Genomic DNA, 26,793 nt, shown 5'->3' on the forward strand with positions numbered 1-26,793 from the left:
TTAAAATTCAAACTTGAAAAGACCTTTGGATTGGAAATCAAGTTCACCCTGTAGATCACCAGCACCATCCACCACTTCTAATTCTACAACCATTTTAATAGACCTCCGCAACTTATTTATTTCATTTCCTTCCAAGATCCTGGTAGTATCGATAACGGAAGAAGCAGCCGAAGAACCTTGTGGGATTAGATAATTCACCTGGAATTGTCGACCTCCATTCTCTCCAAGAAAGCGTATCCTGCTATTAATATCATAAGGAAATCTATTCTCATGTCTAAAACGCAAGGCAGCATACATCAAGCCGTCCTGTATATAATCATCATCCAGGAATTCCAGCCTAACCGTATCGCGAATTATGGGAGTATATTGAGAAGATTCTGAATCCAGAAAATCGGTTTCATCCAACTGGAAGTACAAAAGGTCTACCTGCAGGTCTGGTTCCAGGCTAATTTCCTGGGCTTGCCCAAAATCGACATCTTTAAAACAGGAGGACATAAGCAGGCTGAAGACAGCTACCAGAAAAAATTTTATGATAGATCCTGTTTGGGGCAAAATTGTTGGGGATTTGTGCGCTAAAATACCTAATATCAGGTATTATAAATAATTTAGTAGTTCATTTAACTTTTGAACCTGAGGATATTGTCCTCGAAACTCTGTAGCTTCGGGATTAAGGTAGATCACCTGCAGGCCAAATTTATGTGCACCGATAATATCAGCTTCCAGGTTGTCCCCTATCATCACAGACCTTGAGATATTCGCTCCGCTCTTCTGGATAGCGACCTCAAAGATCTGCGGATGGGGTTTTTTCACCCCGGCCTCTTCTGAAGTGGTGATTGTTTCAAAAAAATCATGGATCCCCGAGCCCTGCATTTTTTTATGCTGAACTTCTTCAAAACCGTTGGTTATAATATGAAGCCTGTATTTTTCACGCAGTTTATCCAGCAGCTCCATAGTTCCTTCCAACAGATGATTGTTCTTGGGAAGATATTCAATATAATCATCGGCGATCGTTTGAATGGTCGAGTCCTGGGTTTCAAATTTCAAGGAATCAAAGCTATCCTTTAACCTTCCATACCTCAGGGATTCCTTGCTTACCGAATTATTGCGGTAAAGTTCCCAGTATTTGAAATTTATTGGCTTATAGACTTCCAGAAAGTCATTAATATCAAGTTCCAGCCGCTGTTTCTCGAAAATCTCCCTGAAAGCAAGTTCAGAGTTCTTATCGAAATCCCAAAGGGTATGATCGAGATCAAAAAATACGTTTTCAATATTATTCAATTTCATGGATCTGTTTTAAAAGCTTATAATAATAATCCTGGTCACCATAATTGGAAAAATCCTGGTTGGTAAAAACTGCCCGAAACATGCCATTCACCGCCTTGACCTCTGCCAGCATCCTGGACAGATCCTCCTGCAGCTTATTTTTTGAAATATTCTCAGCCACCGTGGAATTAAAAGCATAGGGATGTATCCTCAAGGGAGTGGTTATTTCCATATTGATATCATAGAAAAGATATGGAGTGCAAGTTCCCGCCCGGAAGCCCATAACCTCAGGATAGCCCATGGAATGGTCGTTATTTATCTCCAGTTCGGTAAGATTGCTGTAATGATCTGGTAGTTTGAGGTTGAATTTAGAATTCATCACATTTTCCACCGGGCTGTGAATGATCTCTTCCAGCCTTAATTTTTCCTTCCGGAGGCTGCGTATCTCCTCCATGGCATAGTAGCCCATTAACAGCCCAACCTTTGCGTAATCTGCCACAGATTTTATAACCGCACGATGTGGTATCCGGTTATGACTGATATTCCTATCATGAATTGAAAAGTCGCTTAGCTGAAACATGAAAAGCATGTAGACCTTATCTTTTTTGATTATTTCAATAAGGTCCTGAAAAATATCATGCGGATCGTCCTTTATCCTTATCCACACCTGCAAACGGTCTATCACCCGGCCAATATTCAGCTTGAAAAGGTCAAAGAAAAGACCAATAAAGCTCCTCAGAAAACCCTTGTTCTTAAAGATGAAGGTATGTTCTGAAGCTATAATGGTCCCGGTCTTATACTTCCGCTTTTTGGTCTCCAGCTTAGGAAAACGTTCCAGAAGAATATCCCTGAATTTGATCGCCCAGATATCCACTACCGGTTTATGCAGAAAACTTTCCTGATGGGCCAGGCTTTCGGAAGCTGGAAACCTACCTGCTTCATCCTTTACATGCGGCAGGTATTCTTCGTAACGGGTAAGCAGGTAAAATGATGCTGCGAATATATCGAAGGGCAGATCACTGGCTTCAGGCAATGGGAAGAAACACAGGGTATCATCCCATGGCTGAACCTTAATTTCAAAATCTGAAAATCCCTGTTCCAGTAAAAGGTCTGCATTCTGTATAAAGAATTCGTTTCCCAAAGCCTGTTTTCCATAGGAAAGTTTAGCCCCGTCGTGGGCTATGAACTCCTCGATCTTTGAAGTGAATTTAATAGGGATCCCCAGAATGTGAGTACAAATATGCTTGAAAACATAGATTATCCTCGGGGTGACTTTTTGGGTATAAATCAATAACATTCAATGCGGGCTTAGAGCATACCTTCATCGGCAAAGCTAAGGTATGATTTTTCAGTTACAATAATATGGTCAAGCACTTTGATATCGAGACTTTCCGCAGCAGTTTTAAGTTTTTTAGTCAGTTGTTTATCTGCCTCACTTGCGGTAAGACTTCCAGAGGGATGATTATGAACAAGGATTATAGAAACTGCACCGAGCTCGAGGGCTTTTTTCAGGGTAATCCTTATATCTACAAGAGTTCCCGTAATGCCGCCCTTGCTCACCTGGAACTGCTCGATCACTTTATTACTATTATTCAGGTAAAGTATCCAGAACTCTTCGTGTCCCAACTCTCCAATAACAGGGTGCATTATTTCATAGACAGCATGGCTGGACGTGATCTTTTTTTGCTTCAGGGCTTCTTCCAGTCGGCGTCGCCTACCCAGCTCCAGAGCTGCAGCAATAGTTACTGCCTTAGCCGGACCAATCCCTTTAAATTGACACAACTGCCCAATGGAAAGCTTTCCCAGTTCGTTCAGGTTATTACGGCTGGAAGACAGGATCTTCTTGGCGAGCTCCACAGCGCTTTCGTTCTTACTTCCAGAGCCTAGCAGGATAGCAATAAGTTCTGAATCACTAAGGCTTAGCCTACCTTTCTGAAGCAGCTTTTCCCGTGGCCGGTCGTCCTCTGCCCATTTTTTGATACTGAGATTGGTTTGTTCGTTGCTCATCTTAAGCTAAAGATAAACAATCAAATAAAACAAGGTCTATATAAACTGAAATTCAGTATTTTAAACAAGGGACTTTACTTCTGCCATATCCAGGCCGCCATAATTCCCACTGCTCATCATGAGTAGAACTGAATTTTCCAGCTCAAGCTCGTGAAGCGCCTTTTTAAAATCTTCCGGAGTTACAAAAACCTGAAGGCCATTTTTTTGAAATGCCTCTTTGATCTGCTCCTCACTCACTTTTTCGAGCTTTTTATTCGCTACCGCTTCCGGAGAATAAAACACCAGTGCTTCATCTGCCTCGTCAAGGCTGTACTTATATTCTTTAAGAAAATCAGCATTCAAACTACTGTAGGTATGCAGTTCAAGACAAGCAACTACTTTTTTATCTGAATACTGCTCTTTCACAGCTGAAGTTGTCGCTCTCACCTTGGATGGACTGTGCGCGAAATCCTTGAAAATTACCGAAGAATTATTTTCAGCAATTTTTTCGAGTCTTTTAGAAGCTCCTTTAAAAGTAGCGATGGCCTCATAAAAATCATCTTCATCTATTCCCATATGCTGACAGATCCATTTTGCTCCGACGAGGTTGTTAAGATTATGCTTTCCGAAGATCTCTAGCGGCAATTCTCCCTCAGGCACACCCAGAATGGTCATATCTCCTTCAGTATGATAATCGGGAGTTTGATAAGGATGCTTTCGAATGGGGTTTTCAGTGGCTTCGGCAAGTTTTTTCACCTCCTCATCTTCTTCATTATATACAAGAATTCCACCATTCACGATAGAATCTATGAAGATTTTGAATTGCTCCACATAATTCTCATAGGTGGGAAACACATTGATGTGATCCCAGGCGATGCCACTCAATAAAGCTATATTAGGTTGATACAAATGAAATTTTGGTCTTCTGTCTATGGGCGAGGAAAGATATTCATCTCCTTCAATCACTATAAAGTCATTTTCCTCTGTTAGATGAACCGGGTTATCCAAACCGCTAACCGCTGCACCTACCATATAATCCACTTCCTTATCATGGTACTTCATTACATGAAGAATCATCGAGGTAATACTGGTCTTTCCGTGGGATCCACCAATAACGACCCTGGTCTTATTCTTAGACTGCTCAAAAAGAAATTCTGGATAAGAATAGATCTTTAAACCAAGCTCCTTAGCTTTCGCAAGCTCAGGATTATCGGGCCTGGCATGCATTCCTAAGATTACGGCATCAAGATCTGAGGTAATATTGTTTTCAAACCAACCGGTCTCTGAAGGAAGAATTCCATATTCAGCCAGTCTGGACTTTGAGGGTTCAAAAATAGCATCATCGCTACCAGAAATTTCATATCCTTTTTTCGCTAGGGCAATAGCCAGGCTATGCATAGCACTACCGCCTATCGCAATAAAATGAATCTTCATAGAATAATTTTGTGCAAATATAAGAGTTTGAAAGGCGGAATTTGAAGCTTAAAGCCTTTGAATCTTCTGTTTTTCGATCAGTGCCTTATCAAATTCAGGATTTATAGCCAGGGATTTCTCTATAAGGCTTAAAGCCGCCTGCCGGTTATTCTGAATTCGTTCAATCTGAGCTAATCTAAGATAGGCCCAGGCCGGTGATTTCAGATCCTGGTAGCCATAATCAGCGATATATTCCTTCAAAAAACCTTTTCCTGCCGCGAGCTGAATTTCGAAAATAGCCGAAGCCTCCCCTAACTCATATTTTAAATAGTTCCTGGTTACCAAATCTGGCTTGCGAACGGCCAACCGGATGGCCTCCTCATATTTATTTTTTGCAAGGTCCCGATACTCCTGAATTTTGTATATGTAAGCGTCAGCTAAGAGCGCATCTAATTGGTTTATTCTATCAAGATCTGAGGCATAACTTTCAGCAATGGTTTTACTCCCCCCGATAAACCCGGGTATCTGCATATAAAGCTCTACCAGCGCTCGCCTTGTTTCAGTATGTTTCGGGTCCAGCTCTGCAGCTTTCCTTAAGTATTTCTTGATATCTGGCAACAGGATAGCGGCCTGGAATTTAGATCCATAGTAGGCTTTCATTCCCATGGCTCCTCCTAATTTAAAATTGTACATGGCATTCTCTGGAAACTGTTCTACCAGGTCTTCATAATAGCCTATGGCGACGTCCCATTCTTTATTAAAACTGGCAATGTCTCCTAAATATTCCTTCGCTTCAGGTTTTTGTTCATAATTAAGGAAAACTTTTTTAGCCTCCACAATTTCCCCACTTTTGAGGAGCTTTTCACCATCAATAAAGGATTCTTGTGCCATAGATTTGACTGCCAAAAGGCAAAAAACAACCATAAACCACCAGAATTTTGTTAACATAATTATATTTTTTATAAATTTAGATCGCCCAAAATGCTACTAATCAGCAAATTTAAGGCCCCAAGGAGTAAAATGTTAAGATGAATCTTAAATTAACTCCGCATATTAGAAATTATTTTAATATTTGTGCAACTTTTAATCAGTTTTAACCGAATACTAATTTTTTGAATTTAACACCTAGCCTATGCAAAATTTTACTTTTGGGAGGAAGGGAATTAATTGGTTCCTTTTCGCCTTTATTTTATTTGTTGGCAATTTGTCGGCATCTTACGCCCAAAATTGCCCCACATTAGACTCAGGGGACGAAACGCAGAATTTCTGCTATCTGTCCAGAGTCTCAGACCTACAAGCGAATCCTAACGGAGATGGATTAAGATGGTACAGAACTGCCACTTCCGCTACTCCGATTCCTAATGATGAAATTCTTCAAAATGGCTCTTACTTTGCTGGAAACAATTCTGGTGATTGTGCTTCCAGAGAAGAAGTTGTTGTAACTGTTGATGATCCAGGTACGCCAACTTCCCCATTCGGAAACTTCTATGAGCCTTGTGAATACAGCACATCAGATGTGACAACCGTTGGAGACTTAAAAGCTCTAATTGGACCTGCGAACCCAGGATACGAAATAAACGTTTTTGACGAGAACAACGAATTCGGATCTACCGAATTAACAGATGACTTTGTTCTTGTTGAAGGAGACAGCTATTTTGTAGGCCGTGATGACCTATCGACTTCCTGTGATTATTCATCGAGAATAGCCATTCGATACGATCCGATTCTGGCAACTGCTCCTGCAGCCGAACCAGCCCAGGAAATTTGCGAAGAAGGAACAGTATCTGATCTTGAAGCAGAAGGGATTAACAGATGGTATAGTACTGCCACTTCAAACCCGGCACTTGATCCTTCAACACCACTTGTTGATGGTCAAACATATTATGCCTCTAGAATTGTAAACAGAACCAATTCTTCTTTACCTCCTTGTGAGAGTCAGGACAGAACAGCGGTTACGGTAACTTTAACTGAAGGACCAGATGCAGGAGAAGATAATACAGGAACAGTATGTTTCCCTGATGTTAGTACTACCTTCCCAAGTGAAGATGCGGTTAGAAACTTTTATTTGGATCTTTTAGATACAGGCGTAGCCAGAAACGGAACTTTTTCACCATCAATCGGCGCCGTTGTTTCTCAATATCAAGCCGATGAAGATGGATTGGGAGATTTCACCACCACCTATACCATTGGTTCAGAAGGTTGCGAAGATTCTGTAGACCTAACTATCAGTGTCGTAGAAGAAACACCCGCCAATGCTGGTAGTTTTGATGACATTCCTGAAGTTTGTGCATCAGATGACACTATCGACCTAACTACTTTGACTAATAATGATCCGGACGCAACTCCAGGAGGAACATTTACAGGAGATGGTGTTACAGATAATACTTTTGACCCATCAACTGGCGAAGGCGAGTATGTTATTACCTACCAGGTAGATGAGGATTCTGCTCCATGTACAACTGGAACAGATTCAACTACATTTACAATAACTGTAGGATCTGCAGCTGCCGGAGAGAACGGCTCTGTAACCTTAAGTCCTACTGACGCTCCAGTTAATCTTTTTAACTATTTAAACGGTACTCCTGAAATGGGAGGAACATGGAGTCCTGGAGACGGAACTTTTGATCCAGCTACGGATACACCTGGTGATTTTGAATATACAGTAACAAATTCTTGTGGAAGTGATTCTGCTATCGTAAGTGTAACTGTTACTTCATGTGCAACCCCTCCTAACGCAGGGTCTGATAACTTTGGAATAGTATGTCTATCTGATGTTCCTTCAACCTTCCCTAGTTTTGATGAAGTTAGAAAATTCTACCTTAATTTATTAGATGCTGGTGTATCTAGAACAGGAACCTTTGATCCTACTATAAGACAAATAGTAACGGCTTACAACAATGACTCTGATGGACTTGGAGATTTCACTGTAACATATACCGTTGGAGAAGATGACTGTCAGGATTCTACAGACCTTACAATTCGCGTTGTTGAAGAAGGCCCAGCAAATGCAGGTGATTTTGACAACTTACCTAATGTTTGTAGCGATGAAGGTCCTATAGACCTTGACGCTCTTACTAACAATGATCCAGATGCTACTATAGGCGGAACATTTAGTGGAGAAGGAGTTACCGATAACGAATTTGACCCATCATCTGTTGAAGCCGGAACTTATACTATCACTTATCGTGTTGATGATTCAACGCCGTGTACTACGGGAGAGGATGAAACTACATTTGAAATTACCGTAGAAGATGCGCCAATTTCAACGAACGTAGGCAGAAGCCTATGTGTATCTGAAGCTCAAACTCTAATTGATGACAACGCAGCTTTACAGGTGTTTTTGAATGATATTCTTAGCGAAGCCGGAGTTGACACAGTTAACCCAGCTGGATTTGATGCTGCAGACCTTGCCGAAGGCCAGGCTCTACTAGCTTATGTTGCCAACCCAACTTCAGATTCCGAAACTTTTGACTTTAGTTATATCGACGAATCAACAACATCTGTATGTGAAGATGGTGTAATTAATATCTCGATCACTATTAACAATCTTGTTGATGCCGAAGCCGGAACTATCGGTGACCAAAGAGTTTGTGAATCTGATGACATGGTAGACCTAGCTATGTTCCTAGGAAGTGATTCTATTGCCGGAGGAACCTTCGATGGTCCAGGGGTTACAGATAATATGTTTGATCCTTCAATTGGAACTAACGAAGCAGGTTATGAAATAACTTATACCGTAGATGATTCTGTGGACTGTGTTAGAGAAGGAACTTCAGATGATGAAACATTCACAATCTTCGTCGACGAATCTATCGAAGCAGGAGATCCTAACAGTGGAGATGTGTGTAGAGATCTAATTGGCGAATTATTCCCTAACAATGCATCTGTAAGAAGATACTACTTAAATTTATTGAGTGATGGAGTTTCACGAAACGGAACTTTCGAACCTACAATTCAACAGGTAATAAATGACTACAATGCTAATCCTGAACAAGACGTATTTACTACTACTTACACAGTTACCAATGGCGGATGTTCAGACAGCGTTGATCTAACCATCAATGTATACGATGGAATTCCAGCCGAAATAGGAGATATCGAAGATCCAGCTCCAATTTGTAGAAACGCGGAAGATGTAGATCTATTCTCTTTCTTACCTGAAGATGCAAATCCAAACGGAACATTTGAAGGATACGAAGACGGAATCTTCAGCCCAGGAATGGAAGGTGCAGGTACTTTTGACATTACTTATAGCCTTACCGATGATTCTCCATGTACTGAAGGGGAAGCTTCTGAAACATTTACCATCACAGTTACAGAATCTGCTTTCGCAGGTATGGACATGGACTTAAATGTTTGTATGGATGCCGGAGTTCAGGATCTATTCCTATCTCTTTCTGCAGATGCCGACACTACCGGGGAATTCACTCTGGATGATGAAGTTATCGCCGACGGAATGATGGATCCTTCAGAATTAGAAGCCGGAGAATATGAAGTTATCTACACAGTACCAGCAATTAATGACTGTGGAGATGATACCGCTACTTTCACCATTACAGTTGAAGAAGCTCCTGGAGCTCCAACCGTAGAAGGAAATCCTTTTACCTTCTGTGCTAATGATGGTGCAACTGTTGCTGACCTTTCCGCAACAGGAACCAACCTTACTTTCTATACAGATGCAGAACTAACCATGATGGTAGCTGCTGAAGATGTATTGGAAACTGGTACATACTATGCAACTCAAAGAAACGACGATGGGGCTTGTGAATCTGCAGCAGCTGAAATCACAGTAACTGTAGATGATGTAGAAACTCCAACAATTTCTAACACAACTCAGGAATTCTGTGAGTTTGATGATGCTATTATCGCAGATTTAACCGAAGAAGTAAATGGAACTGGCGCTATTACGTGGTATGATGCTGCTGAAGGTGGCAACATTCTTACAGATGGTACTCCTCTTCAAGACGGAACAGTTTATTACGCAACTTCTACCAACGCCAGCACAGGATGCGAAAGCTCGGTTAGATTAGCAGTGACTGTTTCTATTGATGATGACTGTCCTCTTATTATTCCTGAGGCTTTCTCACCAAACGGTGATGGCCTTAACGACACATTTGAGATAAGAAACATCAGAGACAAATATCCTAATTTCACCCTGAAGATCCGTAACAGATTCGGAGACAAGGTATACCAAGGAAATGCCAACACTCCAGACTGGGATGGATTGAGCTCAGAAAGTTCTTTCGGAAGCGGAACTCTTCCAGTAGGAGCTTACTTCTACTACCTGGATTACAATGACGGTAGCACAGAGCCTGTGAGAGGAACAGTATACTTAAGTAGATAATTAGGATAAACAAGAGAACGAAATGAAAAAAATAATCACAAAATATTTATTATTCGCAGGCATTATCCTTTTCTCTATTAAAGGTATGGCCCAACAAGATCCATTATTCACTCAGTACATGTACAACATGAGTGTGATGAATCCTGCTTATGCGACAGACGATCCCGGAATGTTGAATTTCGGAGGTATTTATAGAATGCAATGGACAGACGTTGACGGTGCACCTCGCACCCTCAACCTGTTCGCTCACACCCCTATCAGCGAAAGAGTTGAATTAGGCCTAACCGTAGTTCACGACGAAATTGGTAACGTTGAGAAAACGAATAACATTACTGCAGATTTCGCTTATGTGATCCCTACAGGTGAGAACACCAAACTTTCGTTTGGTGCCAAGGCTGGTTTAACCACTTTCGATGCCAACCTATCTGGCTTAACTGTAAACGACCCTAATGATCCTACCATGGAAAACATCAGCGAGATATTTCCAGTATTTGGTGTTGGAGCATTCTGGTTTGGAGACAATCATTATTTAGGTATATCTGCTCCTAACCTTTTAACGGCAGAGCACCTGGATAGTAGCCAGTTATTACGTGACCGTGGTTCAGAAGAGATCCATTATTATTTCACGGGTGGTTATGTATTCGACATAAGCGAGAACTTTAAATTAAAGCCTTCTACCATGGTAAGAGGCGTTAAGGGAGCCCCGCTTTCTGTTGACGTTAATGCCAACGTTCTATTATATGATAGACTTGAGGCAGGTCTGGGTTATAGATTCGACGAAACTATAACCGGTTTGGTGAACTTTAGAGTAACCCCAGGCTTAAGAATTGGATATGCTTACGACTATCCAACTTACGACTTAAGTAACGATGGGTCACATGAGATCATGTTATTATTCGATCTTGACCTTTTCGGACTTAAAAAAGGATATGACAAATCACCAAGATTCTTCTAAAACCAGACTAACATGAAAAATATATATAGTACACTTTTATTAATCGTTGTGAGCGTTACCGCTTTCGCACAAAAGTCTGATATCAGGGACGGGAACAAGTTCTTTGCTCAGGCGGCTTATGTTGATGCGGCAGATGCTTACGAGAACGTGAATAACAAATCTCAGGAGGTTCTTCAAAACCTGGGGGATTCATATTTCTATACCAACCAGATGCAGAATGCAGCTGAAGTATATGAATTGCTTTTCCTAAGACACGAAGGAGCTGTAGCACCTGAGTATCAGTTTAGATATGCTCATACATTAATGGCAGCCGGAAACTATGTTAAGGCTGATGAATTGATGAATGAACTAACCGGTGAAAACTGGGATCATGAAGAATTTGCGAGCCAACTTGACACTATGGTGCCTCACAAGTTCAAATATGACCAGGTGATGAACAACCAGTCTTCTTCAGACTTCGGAATTGGATTCTACGGAGACCGTGTTGCTTTCGCTTCTACCAGAAACCAGGAGCGTCCGGTTTACCCATGGAACAAACTTCCAACTCTTGACCTTTACAGTGCAAAGATGAATGACGAAGGTGAAATGAGCGACATCGTTCTTTTCTCTGATAAGATCAACACAGATGAGCACGAAAGTTCTGCTACTTTTAGCAAGGATGGGAAATACATGTTCTTCGACAGGACTAACGAAGACCGTGTAAAGAACGAGAACGATGTTCGTGTTGCGCACATCAGTCTTTACCGTGCAGAGAACGTAGATGGTGAATGGACCAATGTTGAAAAACTACCATTTAGCAGCGAAGAATATTCTGTAGAACACCCAAGCCTTAGCGCAGACGGAAGCAAACTTTACTTTTCAAGTGATATGCCTGGAGGAAGTGGTTCTTTCGATATCTACGTGGTAGATGTGAATGAGGACGGTACTTTTGGAACTCCACAGAATCTTGGTCAAGCAGTGAACACTGCTCACAGAGAGCAATTCCCTTTCATCAGTGATGAGGATGTTCTTTATTTCACTTCAGATGGTCACCAGGGATTTGGAAATCTTGATATTTTCAGAACTGAAGGTGATTTTTCAGAAGTTGAAAACCTTGGAGGTTCTATCAACAGTGGAAATGATGATTTCGCTTTTGTGATCAAGGAAAATGAAGAAATGGGATTCTTTGCTTCTAACAGAAGAGGTACAGATAACCTTTATCAGTTCACTCGTGAGGAGAACGAGATCATTGAAGCTCCAACCGTAACTGATGAGACCAGTGGTCAGGATATCATTCCTATCGATGGAAGCAAGATCTACTTCGACTTTGATAAGGCGACCATAAAGCCAGAATCAAAACCAGTTCTTGACTCTGTAGTAACTTACATGAACGACTATCCTAACATTAAAGTGAAGGTGGAGTCTCATGCAGATGCTAGAGGAACAGACAAGTATAACATGGACCTTTCTAAAAGAAGAGCGGCTTCTACTGTAGATTACCTTGTATCTAAAGGTATCGACAAGGTAAGACTTACTTCTGAAGGTTATGGTGAAAACAGACCTGTTAACGACTGTACAGAACCTAACATGTGTACTGAGGAGCAATATGCTAAGAACCGTAGAAGTGTATTCGTAGTATCTAATAACAAAGGATCTATGAACAAAACTGAAATGGACGAGGATATGGAAGATCAGGAAGAGAACTAGGTTCTCTTTATCTGAAACTAACTAACCAATCAAAGAAAAAGCCCCGCGCAATTGCACGGGGCTTTTTTATTTCTGCTATAACTTTATTACTTCTTCGGCGGAAATCCTGCCAGGGCCTTTTCAACGATCTTAGAAAAGCGCTGCTGCCTCTCCTGAGGCTCGGCATTAAAACTAAAAGGGCTCTCCACTACCGCCTGCCAGATAAGCGCATCATTTTCCACATCTATAAAATCGAATGTAAGCTGCAAATAAGTGTCCATCTGCCCCACAGGGATGCCACCGGAAACGCCCACACCTACATTACCTCCGCCTCCGCCTATGCCAACACCCACACGGCTTCGGTTATCCTGCTCAAATTTCTCGGTGTATACATTCACATAGATGCCAGGATCCTCACTTAGACTAAGGCCTTCAGCCTGCATCTGGGTCTTCAGGCTTTCTATCAACCTGGCCTCATCAAGCTGACTTAATCCCGTCCTGAAATCAGGGAATAAAGCGTATTCTGAATATTGTGAAAAATTCACATCCTGGTCGTAATCGTAGACAGCCTGGGGGGCGTTACAGGATGTAATTAATAATAGTAGGATACTAAATTTAAAAAGTCTCATAACTGGTTTTTACTAAATTTAAGCAAAAACAGTTCGAGACTTTATACGTTTAACAGGATTTAAACAGGCTCTTTATTGAGCATCTGCCAAAGCTTATCCTTTAATTCCGTAAGATTGCTTTGTGCAACCGAGGAAATAAAAATATATGGAAGTTTCAACTCTTTATCAAGTTCAGCCTTCATTTCTGCCTTAAGCTCCTCGTCCAGAAGATCACTTTTAGAAATGGCGACAAGGCGATCCTTGTCCATTAGCTCCGGATTATATCTTTTAAGCTCATCTAATAAGATATCATATTGTTTCTTGATATCCCTGGCATCGGCAGGAATAAGGAACAATAGCGTAGAATTCCTTTCAATATGTCTTAAAAATCGATGTCCCAAACCTTTTCCTTCAGCAGCACCTTCAATTATTCCGGGAATATCTGCGATCACAAAGGTTTTGAAATCCCGGTATTTAACGATCCCCAGGTTAGGCTTTAAAGTAGTGAATTCATAATCGGCGATCTTTGGTTTCGCGGCCGTGATCACCGAAAGAAGGGTAGATTTCCCTGCATTGGGGAAACCAACCAGGCCAACATCTGCCAGTACTTTCAACTCCAAGGTAATATCAACCTGCTGCCCATCTATACCCGGCTGGGCATATCTTGGGGTCTGATTTGTGGAACTCTTAAAATGCCAGTTCCCGAGGCCTCCTTTACCACCTTCGGCAACCATGAACTCTTGGCCATCCTCAGTGATTTCTTTTATGACTTCGTTGGTTTCGGTATCCCGGATCACGGTTCCCAGCGGAACCTCGATATATTCATCGGCTCCCTGGGCTCCGGAACTTCTTTGCTTACCTCCGTTCTCACCGTGTTCAGCTTTTACGTGACGCTTGAATTTAAGATGGAACAGGGTCCAGAGATTTTTGTTTCCTTTTACAATCACATGGCCACCACGACCACCGTCCCCACCATCGGGACCTCCCTTTGCGATATATTTCTCCCGGTGGAGATGGGCAGAACCCTTCCCTCCTTTTCCTGAAAAAACATGGATCTTCACATAGTCAACAAAATTCCCTTCAGTCATTTTCTTTTTATTTCATTAGTTCGTCGATCACTTCGCTCAGGCGAGCTGTGATCTCCTCGATACTGCCTACCCCATCAACACCATAATACTTATCCTGCTTCTGGTAGTAATTCTTAAGAATGGCAGTCTCATTATAATATACATTGATCCTGTTTCTAATCACGGCCTCATCGGCGTCATCTGGTCTGCCCGAAGTTTTTCCTCTTTCCAGCAAACGCTCTACCAGGATCTCATCTTCAACTTCAAGCGCGATCATTGCGTGAACCTCTGTTCCTTTAGATTCAAGGTAAGTGCTTAAGGCTTCGGCCTGGGCCTCTGTTCGTGGAAAACCATCAAAAATAAATCCGTTAGCACCTTCGTTCTTCTCAACCTCAGCATTCAGCATATTAATGGTCACCTCATCTGGCACCAATTGCCCTTTGTCTATATAAGACTTGGCGCTAAGCCCAAGTTCGGTTTGATTCTTAATATTATAACGAAAAACGTCGCCGGTTGAAATATGAATTAGTTCGTATTTATCTTTTAAAATTGATGCTTGTGTTCCCTTGCCGGCTCCCGGAGGGCCAAACAGCACTAAATTTGTCATTTTATTATTCTTTGCGTTTATATACTTGAGTCAGGTTACGGCCCAAACCATCGTAATCCAGGCCAAATCCAACTATAAATTTATTCGGTATCTCTAAACCTACATATTTTACAGGAATATTCTTCTTGTAAGCTTCCGGCTTAAGGAATAAAGTAGCCACTTTATAATCCTCTACACCGGCCTCGGTCAAAATCTTATCAAGCTCAACCAGCGTGTTCCCGGTATCCACGATATCTTCCAGCAAAACTACCTGACGGCCTTTTAGGTTTTGGTTCAAACCAACCAGCGTTTTTACATTCCCGGTACTTTGCGTGCCTACATAAGAACCCATTTTCACAAAACTCACCTCGCAGTCATGATCAAATCGCTTTATGATCTCTGAAGCTACCATAAATGAACCATTCAAAACCCCTATAAAAACAGGCATTTTTCCTTTATAATCTTCATTCAATTTTCCTGAAATCTCCTCTATAGCCTGGTTTATCTCTTTTTCAGAAATATAAGGCTCAAACTCAAGGTCATGTAATTTTATCAAAACTGTAAAATTTTAAGTGGCAAAGATAAGGAATCTCAATAAGCTCAACAGCCCGATTTCTTAACGAATAACTATTGCGGGAATGATGAATGCATTATTTTTGCGAAAAGCCAGTTCAACTTATGATAAATTACTTTTCTTCAGACTTTAAACTTGGGATCCTTGGAGGAGGACAGCTTGGTAAAATGATGCTGTACGAAACAAGGAAATACGACATACAGACCCTTGTACTTGACCCTAGCGCAGAGGCTCCATGCAAAATCTCCTGTAATTATTTTGAACAGGGTGACCTCATGGATTATGATACGGTTCTCAATTTTGGAAGAACAGCCGATGTGGTCACCTTTGAAATCGAAGGTGTGAATATCGAGGCACTTAAACAACTGCAGGCGGAAGGCATTAAAACCTTCCCCTCGGCAGATACGCTGGAGAAGATACAGAACAAGGCTATTCAAAAGAAATTTTACAGCGAACAGCAAATTCCCACCGCAGATTTCAAGGTTTTTGAAAACCTGGAACAACTGAAAAACGCGGTTGAGCAGGACGAAGTAAAGATCCCTTTCGTATGGAAAAGTGCTACCGGGGGATATGACGGGAAAGGTGTTTCTGTGATCAAACAGAAAGAGGATCTCGAAACACTTTCTGAAGGAGAATGCATTGCAGAAGAGCTGGTACCATTTAAAAATGAACTGGCCGTTATTGTAGCCAGGAATCCTTCTGGTGAAAAGAAAACCTACCCTGTTGTAGAAATGGAATTTCATCCAACCGCAAACCAGGTAGAATATGTGATCTGCCCGGCCCGTATAGAGGAAAGTGTAGCTGAAAAAGCAAGAAAAACCGCAGAGAAGGTTTCCGAAGCTTTTCAACATGTGGGACTACTGGCCGTCGAAATGTTCCAGACCAAGGATGACCGCATTCTGGTTAATGAAGTGGCTCCAAGACCACATAACAGTGGGCATTACAGTATCGAAGCCGCTTACACCAATCAGTTTGAACAGCAGGTACGTGCGATCCTAGACCTTCCACTGGGCAATACCGATAGTAAGGTAGGTGGTATAATGGTGAACCTGGTAGGTTCTGAAGGGCATGAAGGCGAGGTGGTTTATGAAAACATAGAGGAGATCATGAAGATGGATGGCGTGACGCCTCATATTTACGGAAAAAAGATCACCAGGCCTTTCCGGAAAATGGGCCACGTGACCATAGTGAACAAGGATCTTTCTGAAGCCCGGAAGATTGCAGAAAAAGTAAAGAACAGTATTAAAGTAATAAGTAAAAAAGACTAAAAAAATGGGGAAAGTAGCCGTAATAATGGGAAGCACCAGTGACATGCCTGTAATGCAGGATGCGATAGATATCCTGAAGGGGTTTGATATCGAGGTTGAAGTAGATATCGTTTCAGCTCACAGGACTCCCGAAAAATTATTTGAATTTAGCAAGACCGCGCACGAAAAAGGAATTAGTGTGATCATTGCCGGTGCAGGCGGCGCAGCCCACCTCCCAGGAATGGTTGCATCCATGTCTCCTCTACCAGTCATTGGTGTTCCGGTAAAATCCAGGAATTCTATCGACGGATGGGATTCTGTACTTTCCATTTTACAAATGCCTGGAGGCGTTCCCGTTGCTACCGTAACCTTAGACGGAGCCAAGAATGCCGGAATCCTCGCTGCACAGATCATCGGCGCATCAGATAAATGTGTCCTGGATAAGATCCTGGTCTATAAAGAAGGCCTTAAACAAAAGGTTATCGAAGGAGCAAAATCTATCAAGAAATAAAAAAGGCCGCTAATGCGGCCTTCCTGTAGTTACTTGTAATCTGTAATTATTATTTATTAACCATTCTAAATATAAAACCAGAACTTCGTAAACTACGCTCTTATATACTGTTGCTAATATTAAGTTAATTTTTTCCTCAACAAGAGGTCAATTTAGTTAAAAAAATTAAACAACCAAGCATTTAAGCTATTTTTTTAGCGAAATGCGTTAATAATACAAATATGGATTCTCAAAATATTTTACTCACCGAATTTGAATATGCTCCTTTCTCTAAAATAAAAACAGAGGATTATAAACCGGCCATCCTTAAGGCCGTTGAGCTAGCGAAAGAGGAAATCCAGAATATAGCCGGATCCAGTGAAAAACCCGATTTTAAAAATACCATAGAAGCGCTGGAATTCTCCGGGAAAAAACTTGACCGGGTAACCAGCATCTTTTTCAATATCAATTCTGCTGAAACTAATGCAGAAATACAGAAGATCGCTCAGGAAGTTTCTCCAGTACTTTCAGAATTTAAAAATGATGTGATCCTGAATAAAGACCTTTTCAAAAGGATCAAGGAAGTATTCGAACAGAAGGATTCTCTGAACCTGAATAAGGAACAGGAGACCTTACTAGAGAAAAAATATAAGGCCTTCACCCGGAATGGAGCGAACCTACCCGATGAAAAGCAGGAAGAATTAAGGGAGATCGACAAGCAATTATCCAGGTTAAGCCTTCAGTTCGGGGAGAATGTGCTGGCCGAGACCAACAAATATGAGCTTCAGGTAACCGACGAATCCCGTTTGTCTGGCTTGCCGGAATCCTTCAAGGATGAAGCCCGCGGAGTCGCAAAATCAAAAGATAAGGAGGGCTGGATCTTCACCCTGGAGTATCCTAGCTATATCCCGTTCATGAAATATGCCGATGATCGTGAGCTTAGAAAAGAGCTTTCCCTGGCCTTCGGCTCCCGGGCTTTTCATAATGATGAACTGGACAACCAGGAAAATGTGCTTCAGATTGCTAAACTCAGATACAAAAGAGCCAAACTTTTAGGATTTGAATCCCATGCACATTTCGTGCTGCAGGAAAGAATGGCTGAAACTCCGGAAAAGGTCGAGTCATTTTTAAATGAAATGCTGGAAAAGGCCAAACCTGCGGCAGAAAAAGAATTCGCAGAATTAGAGCAATTCGCCAAAGAGCTTGATGATATCGACCAGTTACAAAAATGGGATGCCGTTTATTATGGAGAAAAACTAAAGCAAAAACGTTTCGACCTGGACGATGAAAAGCTGAAACCTTACTTTGAGCTAGACAGGGTTATTGATGGTGTCTTTACCATCGCCGGAAAACTTTACGGACTAAACTTTGAAATAGTTCATGATATCGACAAATATCACCCAGACGTTAAAACCTACCAGGTAACTAACGAAACCGGGGAGGATGTCGCACTGTTCTATGCAGACTTCCATCCGCGGCCGGGAAAACGTGATGGCGCCTGGATGACCACTTATAAACAGCAATATGTTCAGAACGACAAGAACGAACGCCCTCATATCTCTATTGTTTGTAATTTCACCAAACCAACGGAAAAAGAACCTTCATTGTTAACCTTTAATGAAGTGACCACTCTTTTCCATGAATTTGGACATGCCCTGCATGGAATGCTGGCAAATACCACCTACCCTAGCCTATCTGGAGCCAATGTCTACTGGGATTTTGTAGAATTACCCAGCCAGGTTTTGGAAAACTGGTGCTATGAAAAAGAAGCCCTTCAGCTTTTTGCGAAACACTATAAGACAGGCGAAGCCATCCCACAGGAATACATAGACAAGATCAAGGAATCTGCAAATTTCCTGGAAGGTATGGCCACCCTTAGACAACTAAGCTTCGGGATGCTGGACCTAAGCTGGCATGCCGGGGACCCAAGTGATGTTCAGGATGTAAAGTCGCATGAAGTAAAAGCTTTTGAACCCACCAAGCTTTATCCCGAGGTAGATTCAAATTGTATGAGCACTGCTTTTTCACATATCTTTCAGGGAGGGTATTCTGCCGGCTATTATTCCTATAAATGGGCTGAAGTCCTGGACGCAGATACTTTTGAATATTTCACAGAACATGGCATCTTCAGCAAGGATATCGCCGACCAGTTCAGGGAGAACATACTTTCTAAAGGAGGAACCGAACATCCTATGGATCTATACAAACGATTCAGAGGGAAGGAGCCTAAACCCGATGCCCTGCTAAGAAGGGCCGGATTGATCTCAAAATAGCAGGCCTTGCTGGCATGATAGAGAAATCTTATCTTTTCTATAACTTTTGATAGTCATTCTTTTGCTATTTTTACTTAGAACCGACGAAATCTAAATCATGCCAGCGCACAGCCTCGACCCTAATAAATGGGTTGACCGATACTCAGACTACCTTTTCAATTACACGATTGTAAGGGTGAATAACCGTGAGGTTGCCAACGACCTCATATCGGAAACCTTTTTGGCTGCCCTGAAATCTGCGAAATATTTTAAAGGAGAAGCCAGTGAAAGAACCTGGTTAATTTCGATTTTGAAAAGAAAAATCATAGATTACTACCGCAAAATAAATTCGCGGAAGGGAAAGGCTGAAGTCAAGATCAATTATTCTGATGATTACAATGAAGGAGAGTGGCTTGAAGAGCAGGTAGCAGACCAGTTTGACCGTACGGCAGAAGATGAAATGGAAAATAATGAACTCGGCCTAGCTATCCTGGAATGCCTTGATTCCATTAATGAAAAGCATGCAGAGATATTCAAAAGAAAGACAATTGATGGTGCAGATACCGAAGCTATCTGTAATGAATTTAATATCACACCGTCTAACCTCTGGGTTATCATCCATAGAGCCAGAACCGCTCTGGCTGCCTGTCTGGAAAAAAACTGGTTCTAATTATGAGTGAAAAAAATTATTTTTTTATTGATTGTTCTAAAGCAGCCGACTGCTGTAATAAAGCACAATATAAAGAAGCAAAATTGCTGGATAAGGCTAAACTCTACCTTCACCTGGTATTTTGCAAGACCTGCCGGAAGTTTACCCAAAAGAACACCAAACTCACCCAACTCATAAAGAAATCCCGAATCCAGACCTGCCCCGAAGAAAAAAAAGAGCAATGGCGTAAAGAGATCAAGAAGGAATTTGCGGAAGAAAGAACCTAAACAATAAGTAAACTCCCAGATACATTACCGGCACCGCCTCCACCCAGAAAGAAGCATAATATTTGTTCTGCTCCCTGCTCGAATTCCAGAGCAAAAAAGCACTAGCCACGAGGATCACCAAACACGATAAAAATTCTGTTGAATCGAAATTGTTCTGCACAAGGTCTGAAGCGAAGATCAGGAACAATAATACCAGCCCAAAAACCTTTGTCAGATTTACCCCCAATCTCTGCGGAATGGTTCCCAGCCTTTCATTATCAAAATTCAGATCTCTTATTTCAAACGGAAGCGTAAGGACGACCACTAGCATTAACCTTTGCAAAAAATCTACGAGCAGATCTATGCCAAGCAATTTCCCGGCATTGATCAGCGGCAGTATGACCGAACTTCCTGCCCAAACCACAGCAATAATAAAGATCTTTAAGCCCGGCAGGCTTCTAAGGTTCTTCTCTCCCCCAAATATGGGGATCGCGTAGAACATGGTAAGCAAGCCCATGATACCTGCGGCTACCAGGACTTCGAACTTAAGTTGAAAACTATAATAGATAAGAGCTATAAAACACAACAGCGAAAACAGCTGGATCAGGCGCAGATTCGTGGCCAGGCTTAAGTGATGCAACTTTGCTATGCCCGCGTATTTCACGAAATTATAACCGGTAACGCTGGCAAAAAAAACAAAGGCCAGCAGATCTGTATCTATTAAAAGATCATGCTCAAAAAAGGTGATCATAGTGAATGCGACCACCGCCAGAGAAACGTGAATACTGCTATTTATATAGAGTTCAAAAGCCTTTTCTAAAAACCTCATTCTACGAAATTACACATAAATTCCTACAGGAAAATTTGGTCTTAAAATCTTAACAACTGTATATAGCTAAAGGCTAAAAAATTAGATTGAAATTATGTATTTTCGCAGCACGAAAAACACAACTATTTATTTTAATGAGAACAGATTCTTTTGCATTACGTCACATAGGTCCTAAGGAGGAAAATCTACAGGAAATGTTGGACACTATCGGCGTTGAGTCTATAGAGCAATTAATTTACGAAACCCTGCCCGATGACATTCGTTTGCACAGCCCGCTAAACTTGCCGAAGGCGATGAGCGAAAATCAATATGCAGAGCACATTAAAAAGCTTTCTGAAAAGAACAAGGTTTATAAAACCTATATTGGTTTAGGCTACCATCAGGCGATTTTACCCGCTGTTATTCAAAGAAACGTACTTGAAAACCCGGGATGGTATACTGCCTATACTCCTTACCAGGCAGAAATTGCTCAGGGAAGACTGGAAGCGCTGTTGAATTTCCAAACCATGGTAAGCGACCTTACCGGGATGGAGATCGCCAATGCTTCTCTTCTGGATGAATCTACGGCAGCCGCTGAAGCGATGGCTTTGCTATATGCTGTTAGAGATAGAAAACAGAAGAAAAATGATGTAAATAAGTTTTTTGTTTCTCAACAAACCTTGCCTCAAACCATTTCCTTAATGGAAACGAGGGCAGATTTCCTTGGGATCGAAATGATCGTGGGAGACCATGAGGAATTCGATTTTTCTGAAGATTTCTTTGGAGCGCTGGTTCAGTATCCTGGAAAATTCGGACAGATTTTCAATTATGGAGAATTTATTGAAAACTGCCATAATGCAGGTATCAAAACCGCGTTTGCCGCAGACATCCTTGGCCTGGTAAAACTTCAGGCTCCTGGAGAACTGGGTGTGGATGTTGTAGTTGGAACCACACAAAGATTCGGGATCCCGCTTGGGTACGGAGGTCCTCACGCGGCATTTTTTGCTACTAAAGAAGAATATAAGCGTAACCTTCCGGGAAGGATCATTGGGATCACCAAAGACCTTGACGGGAACAACGCTTTAAGAATGGCTCTCCAAACCAGGGAGCAACATATAAAAAGAGACAAGGCGACTTCGAACATCTGTACCGCCCAGGTTTTGCTAGCGGTAATGGCCGGAATGTATGCCGTATATCACGGTCCTAAAGGTCTCGAATATATCGCCAATACCGTTCATTCAACCACGGTTGCTCTTGAGGACAGCCTAAAGCAGCTCGGGTTTGAACAATTGAACTCTGCATATTTTGATACCCTTCACATTAAGGCCGATGCCTCTAAACTGAAGGAGATCGCTGAAAGAAACGAGATCAATTTCTATTACCCAGATGCTGAAAGTGCCTGTATCTCGATCAATGAGACCACAACCTTAGATGACCTGAACGCGATCATCGCTGTATTTGCTGAACTTGCTACTAAGGAAGCGAAAGAAGTAACCGAGCTTCCGGGAAGAACTGCCATTCCCGAAAGTCTTGAAAGAAAGACCGATTTCCTCACCCACGAGGTTTTCAATCTGTATCATTCAGAAACTGAATTGATGCGATACATCAAAAAACTGGAGCGCAAGGATCTTTCTTTGAATCACTCCATGATCTCTCTTGGCTCCTGTACTATGAAGTTGAATGCAGCTTCAGAAATGCTTCCGCTAAGTAACCCGCAGTGGGGTAATCTTCATCCTTTTGTTCCTGTAGAGCAGGCCGAAGGATACCAGACCGTTCTTAAGGAACTTGAGCATCAGCTCACCGAGATCACCGGTTTTTCAGCCACCTCTCTTCAGCCAAATTCTGGTGCACAGGGAGAATATGCGGGATTAATGGTGATTAGAGCTTACCACGAGGCAAATGGCGAAGGCCACAGAAACGTATGTTTGATCCCTTCTTCCGCTCATGGAACCAACCCTGCTTCAGCAGTGATGGCCGGGATGAAAGTAGTGGTAACCAAAGCTTCTGAAAACGGAAATATCGATGTTGACGATCTTAGAGAAAAGGCATTGAAGTATAAGGATAATCTTGCCGCTTTGATGGTAACCTATCCATCTACCCACGGGGTATTCGAATCGGCTATTCGTGAGATCACCAATATCATCCACGAGAATGGCGGACAGGTTTATATGGACGGGGCAAATATGAACGCGCAGGTAGGATTGACCAACCCGGGAAGGATTGGAGCTGACGTATGTCACCTCAACCTTCATAAAACCTTTGCTATCCCTCACGGAGGTGGTGGCCCTGGAGTTGGACCAATTTGTGTTGCTGAACAGTTAAAACCATTCCTTCCGGGGAACCCTGTAATAAAAACAGGTGGAGAAAAGGCTATTGGCGCTATTTCTTCTGCTCCATGGGGTTCAGCACTGGTATGCCTTATTTCTTATGGGTATATCAAGATGCTTGGAACCGGTGGACTTCAGAAATCTACAGAATACGCGATCCTGAACGCTAATTATATAAAAGAAAGACTAAAGGGTCATTATAAAACACTTTACTCCGGAGAAAGAGGAAGAGCAGCCCACGAGATGATCATCGACTGCCGTCCTTTTAAAGAAAAAGGGATCGAAGTGGTAGATATCGCCAAAAGGCTAATAGATTATGGCTTCCACGCTCCTACGGTATCATTCCCGGTAGCAGGAACCATGATGATCGAGCCTACCGAAAGCGAAAGCAAACCTGAACTTGACAGGTTCTGTGAAGCCCTAATCTCTATTCGTGAGGAAATTGACGAAGTGAGTGCAGATGAACCTAACAATGTTCTTAAGAACGCTCCGCACACGATACATATGCTAACTTCAGACGAATGGAAGTTACCTTATTCCAGAGAAAAGGCAGCTTACCCACTGGAGCATCTTCATGATAATAAATTCTGGCCTAGCGTGAGAAGAGTAGATGAGGCATTTGGTGACAGGAACCTGATGTGTACCTGCCCTCCAACCGAGGAATACGCCGAGGCATAGCCCGGAATTTAAAGACAAATTAAAAAACCTGTCAATTGACAGGTTTTTTTTCGACCAAAAAATTAGCTATTTTAAGCCACTTATTTACTAATTATTTAAATTGCAATCCCAAGCACTGAGTCAGATGAAATGTAAAATAACCGGAACCGGAAGTTATATCCCAAATGTTATCACGAAAAATGCTGACTTTGATCAACATGAATTTTATAATCTTGACGGATCTAATTTCCCTCATGATAACGAAACTACCATCAGGAAGTTCAAAGCCATCACAGGTATCAAGGAGAGACGCTATCTGGATGAGAACCTTAACACTTCAGATATTGCGGTGATCGCAAGTCAAAAAGCGATCGAAAGTTCGGGTATAGATCCTGAAACTTTGGATTATATTATCGTTGCTCACAATTATGGTGATGTGAAGACCAATTCTATACAGAGCGACACAGTACCTAGTCTTGCTACCAGGGTAAAATCTCACCTAAGGATAAAAAATCCTAAATGTGTTGGTTACGATTTATTATTTGGATGTCCGGGTTGGATAGAAGGACTTATACAGGCACAGGCTTTTATAAAGTCTGGGATTGCTAAAAAATGTCTTGTTATAGGAGCAGAAGCTCTTTCACGTGTCGTTGACAAACATGATCGGGACTCGATGATCTTTTCAGATGGAGCTGGAGCAGTTATTCTGGAAGCCAGCGACGACGAAGAATCCGGAATTCTTTCGCATGAATCGGCTACCTTTTCTTTTAAGGAATCAGATTATATCTATTTTGGGAAGTCAAACCACTCTAGCGCACCTGAAGAAATCCGGTACATTAAAATGCACGGAAGAAAGATCTATGAATTCGCTCTGGTGAACGTACCTAAGGCGATGAAAGAATGCCTTGAGAACAGCGGAAAGGATATCAAAGATCTTAAGAAAGTATTTATACATCAGGCCAACGAAAAAATGGATGATGCCATTATCCAGCGTTTTTATAAACTTCATGGAATGACTCCACCGGAGGGAGTAATGCCAATGACCATCCAGGAGTTAGGGAACAGCAGCGTGGCCACTGTGCCTACCCTTTATGATTTGGTATTAAGAGGTGAAATTGAAGGCCAGAAACTTCAGAAAGGAGATATAGTCATGTTCGCAAGTGTAGGTGCCGGAATGAACATTAATGCGATCACTTACCAGGTCTAGAATGTACGAGAATAGTTTTCCCGAGAAACGTTATAAAAAGACCCTCGAATTCCTAAAGGACGTTGCTCCACCCCCGGCCCGGATCCTGGACCTGGGAGTAAAGAATCCTTTTACCTATCTCATGAAAGATGAGGGTTATAAAGTAGATAACACCTCTGGAGAAGATCTCGATGAAGATCTTACCGCGGTAAAGAATGAAGAATTCGACATTGTTACCGCTTTTGAGATTTTCGAGCATTTATTGGCTCCATATAATATCCTTAAAGAGATAAAGGCAGATAAGCTCATTGCCAGCGTGCCTTTAAAACTATGGTTTTCGCCGGCCTATCGAAGCAAAACCGATAAATGGGACCGTCATTACCATGAGTTCGAATCCTGGCAGTTCGACTGGCTTTTGGAAAAGAGCGGATGGGAGATCAAAAAAAGCATTCAGTGGGCTCACCCAGTGAACAAGATCGGCTTTCGCCCTATTCTTCGGAAATTTACTCCAAGATATTATGCTGTTTATGCAGAAAGGATAAAATAAGGCTTCTCTTTCTAAAATCATATCTTAGCATTCTTAATCAATATTCGGCTTTTTGAGGATCTATATTGTCATACCGGCGCATAACGAGGGTGGTTTTATTGGCCAGACCCTGGAATCGCTTACCCAGCAAACTTTATTGCCCACTCGCATCGTAGTGGTAGACGACGGTTCTACAGACAATACTTCAGAAATCGTAAAATCTTTCACCGACAAGTTCGATTATATAGAGCTGGTCCAGAACAGCGCCTCTGGAGAACATGCTCCGGGCAGTAAGGTGATCAATGCTTTTTATAAAGGTTATTACCGGCTTGATGACAATTTTGATGTGATCTGTAAATTCGACGCCGACCTTATTTTCCCCGAAAACTACTTGGAAAAGATCGCCTCTTATTTCGAGATCGATCCGCAGGCAGGAATGGCAGGTGGATTTTGCAGTATTCAGAGAAAAGATCAATGGATCCCGGAGAACTTAACCGGAAAAGATCATATTCGTGGTGCTTTAAAGGCCTACCGTAAACATTGTTTTATTCAGATTGGCGAATTAAAACCAGCGATGGGCTGGGATACCGCAGATGAGCTCCTGGCGAGGTTTCACGGATGGAAAGTGATTACAGACGAAACTTTATTAGTGAGACACCTCAGGCCTACCGGAATGAACTACTTCGAACATTCAGGACGCAAACAGGGCGAGGCCTTTTACCGGCTTAGGTACGGAACCTTGCTCAGCCTTATTGCCTCTGCCAAGCTCGCGGCAATGAAGGCGAATCCCTTCGCTTTTCTCCATTATATATCGGGCTACTTCAATGCCAAAAACAAAAAACGACCTTTTCTCGTTTCGGAAGAAGAAGGCCGTTTTATTAGAAAATTGCGTTGGGCGAACATTCGAAAGAAATTCGCCTAGGT

Annotated in this window: 23 protein-coding genes; 12 read left to right on the forward strand and 11 right to left on the reverse strand. The window is 42.0% G+C overall.

The window, feature by feature from the left end:
* Genes FLP08_RS03815 through FLP08_RS03840 form a run of 6 tightly spaced genes read right to left on the reverse strand, consistent with a single transcriptional unit; the run spans position 1 to position 5,553 of the window.
* Entirely contained in the window at positions 1-552 is a 552-nt protein-coding gene (locus FLP08_RS03815) for a hypothetical protein (RefSeq protein ID WP_156274181.1), read from the reverse strand.
* A 42-nt stretch (positions 553-594) separates the two neighbouring features.
* Positions 595-1,284 (reverse strand): YjjG family noncanonical pyrimidine nucleotidase, encoded by a 690-nt coding sequence (locus FLP08_RS03820; protein WP_156274183.1) that lies wholly within the window; start codon positions 1,282-1,284, stop codon positions 595-597.
* Positions 1,271-2,560, reverse strand: a complete 1,290-nt coding sequence (locus FLP08_RS03825) for a polysaccharide deacetylase family protein (protein WP_156274185.1) — start codon at positions 2,558-2,560, stop codon at positions 1,271-1,273. Before FLP08_RS03825 ends, FLP08_RS03820 begins: the two co-directional genes overlap by 14 nt.
* 11 nt (positions 2,561-2,571) lie before the next feature.
* Entirely contained in the window at positions 2,572-3,270 is a 699-nt protein-coding gene (gene radC / locus FLP08_RS03830) for a RadC family protein (protein WP_156274187.1), read from the reverse strand.
* A 60-nt stretch (positions 3,271-3,330) separates the two neighbouring features.
* Positions 3,331-4,683 (reverse strand): UDP-N-acetylmuramate--L-alanine ligase, encoded by a 1,353-nt coding sequence (locus FLP08_RS03835; RefSeq protein WP_156274189.1) that lies wholly within the window; start codon positions 4,681-4,683, stop codon positions 3,331-3,333.
* A gap of 48 nt (positions 4,684-4,731) precedes the next feature.
* Complete coding sequence (locus FLP08_RS03840; protein WP_156274191.1) at positions 4,732-5,553, reverse strand: tetratricopeptide repeat protein; 822 nt, start codon at positions 5,551-5,553, stop codon at positions 4,732-4,734.
* Positions 5,554-5,866: 313 nt separating this feature from the next.
* Between FLP08_RS03840 and FLP08_RS03845 the strand changes: the two genes are divergently transcribed.
* From FLP08_RS03845 to FLP08_RS03855, 3 genes are read left to right on the forward strand one after another with little or no spacing between them, the layout of a single operon-like run.
* A complete protein-coding gene (locus FLP08_RS03845) occupies positions 5,867-10,006 on the forward strand; it encodes a T9SS type B sorting domain-containing protein (RefSeq protein ID WP_162430898.1) in 4,140 nt (1,379 codons plus the stop codon).
* Positions 10,007-10,028: 22 nt separating this feature from the next.
* Positions 10,029-10,961, forward strand: coding sequence for a PorP/SprF family type IX secretion system membrane protein (locus tag FLP08_RS03850; protein ID WP_156274195.1), 933 nt, complete (start codon positions 10,029-10,031; stop codon positions 10,959-10,961).
* Between the two features lie 12 nt (positions 10,962-10,973).
* Entirely contained in the window at positions 10,974-12,647 is a 1,674-nt protein-coding gene (locus FLP08_RS03855; protein ID WP_238388434.1) for an OmpA family protein, read from the forward strand.
* Between the two features lie 86 nt (positions 12,648-12,733).
* On the opposite strand, the gene FLP08_RS03860 is transcribed toward FLP08_RS03855, so the two are convergent.
* Genes FLP08_RS03860 through FLP08_RS03875 form a run of 4 tightly spaced genes read right to left on the reverse strand, consistent with a single transcriptional unit; the run spans position 12,734 to position 15,443 of the window.
* On the reverse strand, positions 12,734-13,255 hold the full coding sequence (locus FLP08_RS03860; protein WP_156274197.1) for a DUF4136 domain-containing protein: 522 nt from the start codon (positions 13,253-13,255) through the stop codon (positions 12,734-12,736).
* A 59-nt stretch (positions 13,256-13,314) separates the two neighbouring features.
* Positions 13,315-14,322, reverse strand: a complete 1,008-nt coding sequence (gene obgE / locus FLP08_RS03865; protein ID WP_156274199.1) for a GTPase ObgE — start codon at positions 14,320-14,322, stop codon at positions 13,315-13,317.
* 7 nt (positions 14,323-14,329) lie between these two features.
* On the reverse strand, positions 14,330-14,908 hold the full coding sequence (locus FLP08_RS03870) for an adenylate kinase (RefSeq protein ID WP_156274201.1): 579 nt from the start codon (positions 14,906-14,908) through the stop codon (positions 14,330-14,332).
* Between the two features lie 4 nt (positions 14,909-14,912).
* Entirely contained in the window at positions 14,913-15,443 is a 531-nt protein-coding gene (locus FLP08_RS03875; protein WP_156274203.1) for a phosphoribosyltransferase, read from the reverse strand.
* 122 nt (positions 15,444-15,565) lie between these two features.
* Here FLP08_RS03875 and FLP08_RS03880 point away from each other — a divergent pair, with 122 nt between their 5' ends.
* The 5 genes from FLP08_RS03880 (at position 15,566) to FLP08_RS03900 (ending at position 20,386) form a co-directional block, all read left to right on the forward strand.
* Positions 15,566-16,729, forward strand: coding sequence for a 5-(carboxyamino)imidazole ribonucleotide synthase (locus tag FLP08_RS03880; protein WP_156274205.1), 1,164 nt, complete (start codon positions 15,566-15,568; stop codon positions 16,727-16,729).
* A gap of 4 nt (positions 16,730-16,733) precedes the next feature.
* Complete coding sequence (gene purE, locus FLP08_RS03885; RefSeq protein WP_156274207.1) at positions 16,734-17,219, forward strand: 5-(carboxyamino)imidazole ribonucleotide mutase; 486 nt, start codon at positions 16,734-16,736, stop codon at positions 17,217-17,219.
* A 221-nt stretch (positions 17,220-17,440) separates the two neighbouring features.
* Positions 17,441-19,471, forward strand: a complete 2,031-nt coding sequence (locus FLP08_RS03890; protein WP_156274209.1) for a M3 family metallopeptidase — start codon at positions 17,441-17,443, stop codon at positions 19,469-19,471.
* A gap of 97 nt (positions 19,472-19,568) precedes the next feature.
* Positions 19,569-20,120, forward strand: coding sequence for a sigma-70 family RNA polymerase sigma factor (locus tag FLP08_RS03895; protein ID WP_156274211.1), 552 nt, complete (start codon positions 19,569-19,571; stop codon positions 20,118-20,120).
* Positions 20,121-20,122: 2 nt separating this feature from the next.
* Complete coding sequence (locus tag FLP08_RS03900) at positions 20,123-20,386, forward strand: hypothetical protein (RefSeq protein WP_156274213.1); 264 nt, start codon at positions 20,123-20,125, stop codon at positions 20,384-20,386.
* Here the strand turns inward: FLP08_RS03900 and FLP08_RS03905 are convergent.
* On the reverse strand, positions 20,355-21,194 hold the full coding sequence (locus FLP08_RS03905; protein ID WP_156274215.1) for a UbiA prenyltransferase family protein: 840 nt from the start codon (positions 21,192-21,194) through the stop codon (positions 20,355-20,357). The genes FLP08_RS03900 and FLP08_RS03905 overlap by 32 nt on opposite strands.
* A 134-nt stretch (positions 21,195-21,328) precedes the next feature.
* On the opposite strand from FLP08_RS03905, the gene gcvP reads away from it, so the two are divergent.
* From gcvP to FLP08_RS03925, 4 genes are all read left to right on the forward strand, one after another.
* Positions 21,329-24,178: an aminomethyl-transferring glycine dehydrogenase gene (gene gcvP / locus FLP08_RS03910; RefSeq protein WP_156274217.1), complete on the forward strand. Its 2,850-nt coding sequence runs from the start codon at positions 21,329-21,331 to the stop codon at positions 24,176-24,178.
* A gap of 124 nt (positions 24,179-24,302) precedes the next feature.
* Positions 24,303-25,364 carry a 3-oxoacyl-ACP synthase III family protein gene (locus FLP08_RS03915; RefSeq protein ID WP_156274219.1) on the forward strand — a complete coding sequence of 354 codons (1,062 nt, stop codon included), beginning with the start codon at positions 24,303-24,305 and terminating at the stop codon, positions 25,362-25,364.
* 1 nt (position 25,365) lies between these two features.
* Positions 25,366-25,890, forward strand: a complete 525-nt coding sequence (locus FLP08_RS03920) for a methyltransferase domain-containing protein (RefSeq protein WP_156274324.1) — start codon at positions 25,366-25,368, stop codon at positions 25,888-25,890.
* Positions 25,891-25,942: 52 nt separating this feature from the next.
* Positions 25,943-26,791 carry a glycosyltransferase family 2 protein gene (locus FLP08_RS03925; RefSeq protein ID WP_156274221.1) on the forward strand — a complete coding sequence of 283 codons (849 nt, stop codon included), beginning with the start codon at positions 25,943-25,945 and terminating at the stop codon, positions 26,789-26,791.
* Positions 26,792-26,793 lie beyond the last annotated feature (2 nt).

Source organism: Christiangramia aestuarii (genome assembly GCF_009735585.1).
Lineage (GTDB): Bacteria > Bacteroidota > Bacteroidia > Flavobacteriales > Flavobacteriaceae > Christiangramia > Christiangramia aestuarii.

Bases quoted from the DNA above. Each gene is read 5' to 3' on its own strand.
- FLP08_RS03820 (WP_156274183.1), bottom strand. From the start codon at position 1,284: ATGAAATTGAATAATATTGAAAACGTATTTTTTGATCTCGATCATACC.
- FLP08_RS03825 (WP_156274185.1), bottom strand. From the start codon at position 2,560: ATGTTATTGATTTATACCCAAAAAGTCACCCCGAGGATAATCTATGTT.
- radC (WP_156274187.1), bottom strand. From the start codon at position 3,270: ATGAGCAACGAACAAACCAATCTCAGTATCAAAAAATGGGCAGAGGAC.
- FLP08_RS03835 (WP_156274189.1), bottom strand. From the start codon at position 4,683: ATGAAGATTCATTTTATTGCGATAGGCGGTAGTGCTATGCATAGCCTG.
- FLP08_RS03840 (WP_156274191.1), bottom strand. From the start codon at position 5,553: ATGGCACAAGAATCCTTTATTGATGGTGAAAAGCTCCTCAAAAGTGGG.
- FLP08_RS03850 (WP_156274195.1), top strand. From the start codon at position 10,029: ATGAAAAAAATAATCACAAAATATTTATTATTCGCAGGCATTATCCTT.
- FLP08_RS03855 (WP_238388434.1), top strand. From the start codon at position 10,974: ATGAAAAATATATATAGTACACTTTTATTAATCGTTGTGAGCGTTACC.
- FLP08_RS03860 (WP_156274197.1), bottom strand. From the start codon at position 13,255: ATGAGACTTTTTAAATTTAGTATCCTACTATTATTAATTACATCCTGT.
- obgE (WP_156274199.1), bottom strand. From the start codon at position 14,322: ATGACTGAAGGGAATTTTGTTGACTATGTGAAGATCCATGTTTTTTCA.
- FLP08_RS03870 (WP_156274201.1), bottom strand. From the start codon at position 14,908: ATGACAAATTTAGTGCTGTTTGGCCCTCCGGGAGCCGGCAAGGGAACA.
- FLP08_RS03880 (WP_156274205.1), top strand. From the start codon at position 15,566: ATGATAAATTACTTTTCTTCAGACTTTAAACTTGGGATCCTTGGAGGA.
- purE (WP_156274207.1), top strand. From the start codon at position 16,734: ATGGGGAAAGTAGCCGTAATAATGGGAAGCACCAGTGACATGCCTGTA.
- FLP08_RS03890 (WP_156274209.1), top strand. From the start codon at position 17,441: ATGGATTCTCAAAATATTTTACTCACCGAATTTGAATATGCTCCTTTC.
- FLP08_RS03895 (WP_156274211.1), top strand. From the start codon at position 19,569: ATGCCAGCGCACAGCCTCGACCCTAATAAATGGGTTGACCGATACTCA.
- FLP08_RS03900 (WP_156274213.1), top strand. From the start codon at position 20,123: ATGAGTGAAAAAAATTATTTTTTTATTGATTGTTCTAAAGCAGCCGAC.
- FLP08_RS03905 (WP_156274215.1), bottom strand. From the start codon at position 21,194: ATGAGGTTTTTAGAAAAGGCTTTTGAACTCTATATAAATAGCAGTATT.
- gcvP (WP_156274217.1), top strand. From the start codon at position 21,329: ATGAGAACAGATTCTTTTGCATTACGTCACATAGGTCCTAAGGAGGAA.
- FLP08_RS03915 (WP_156274219.1), top strand. From the start codon at position 24,303: ATGAAATGTAAAATAACCGGAACCGGAAGTTATATCCCAAATGTTATC.
- FLP08_RS03920 (WP_156274324.1), top strand. From the start codon at position 25,366: ATGTACGAGAATAGTTTTCCCGAGAAACGTTATAAAAAGACCCTCGAA.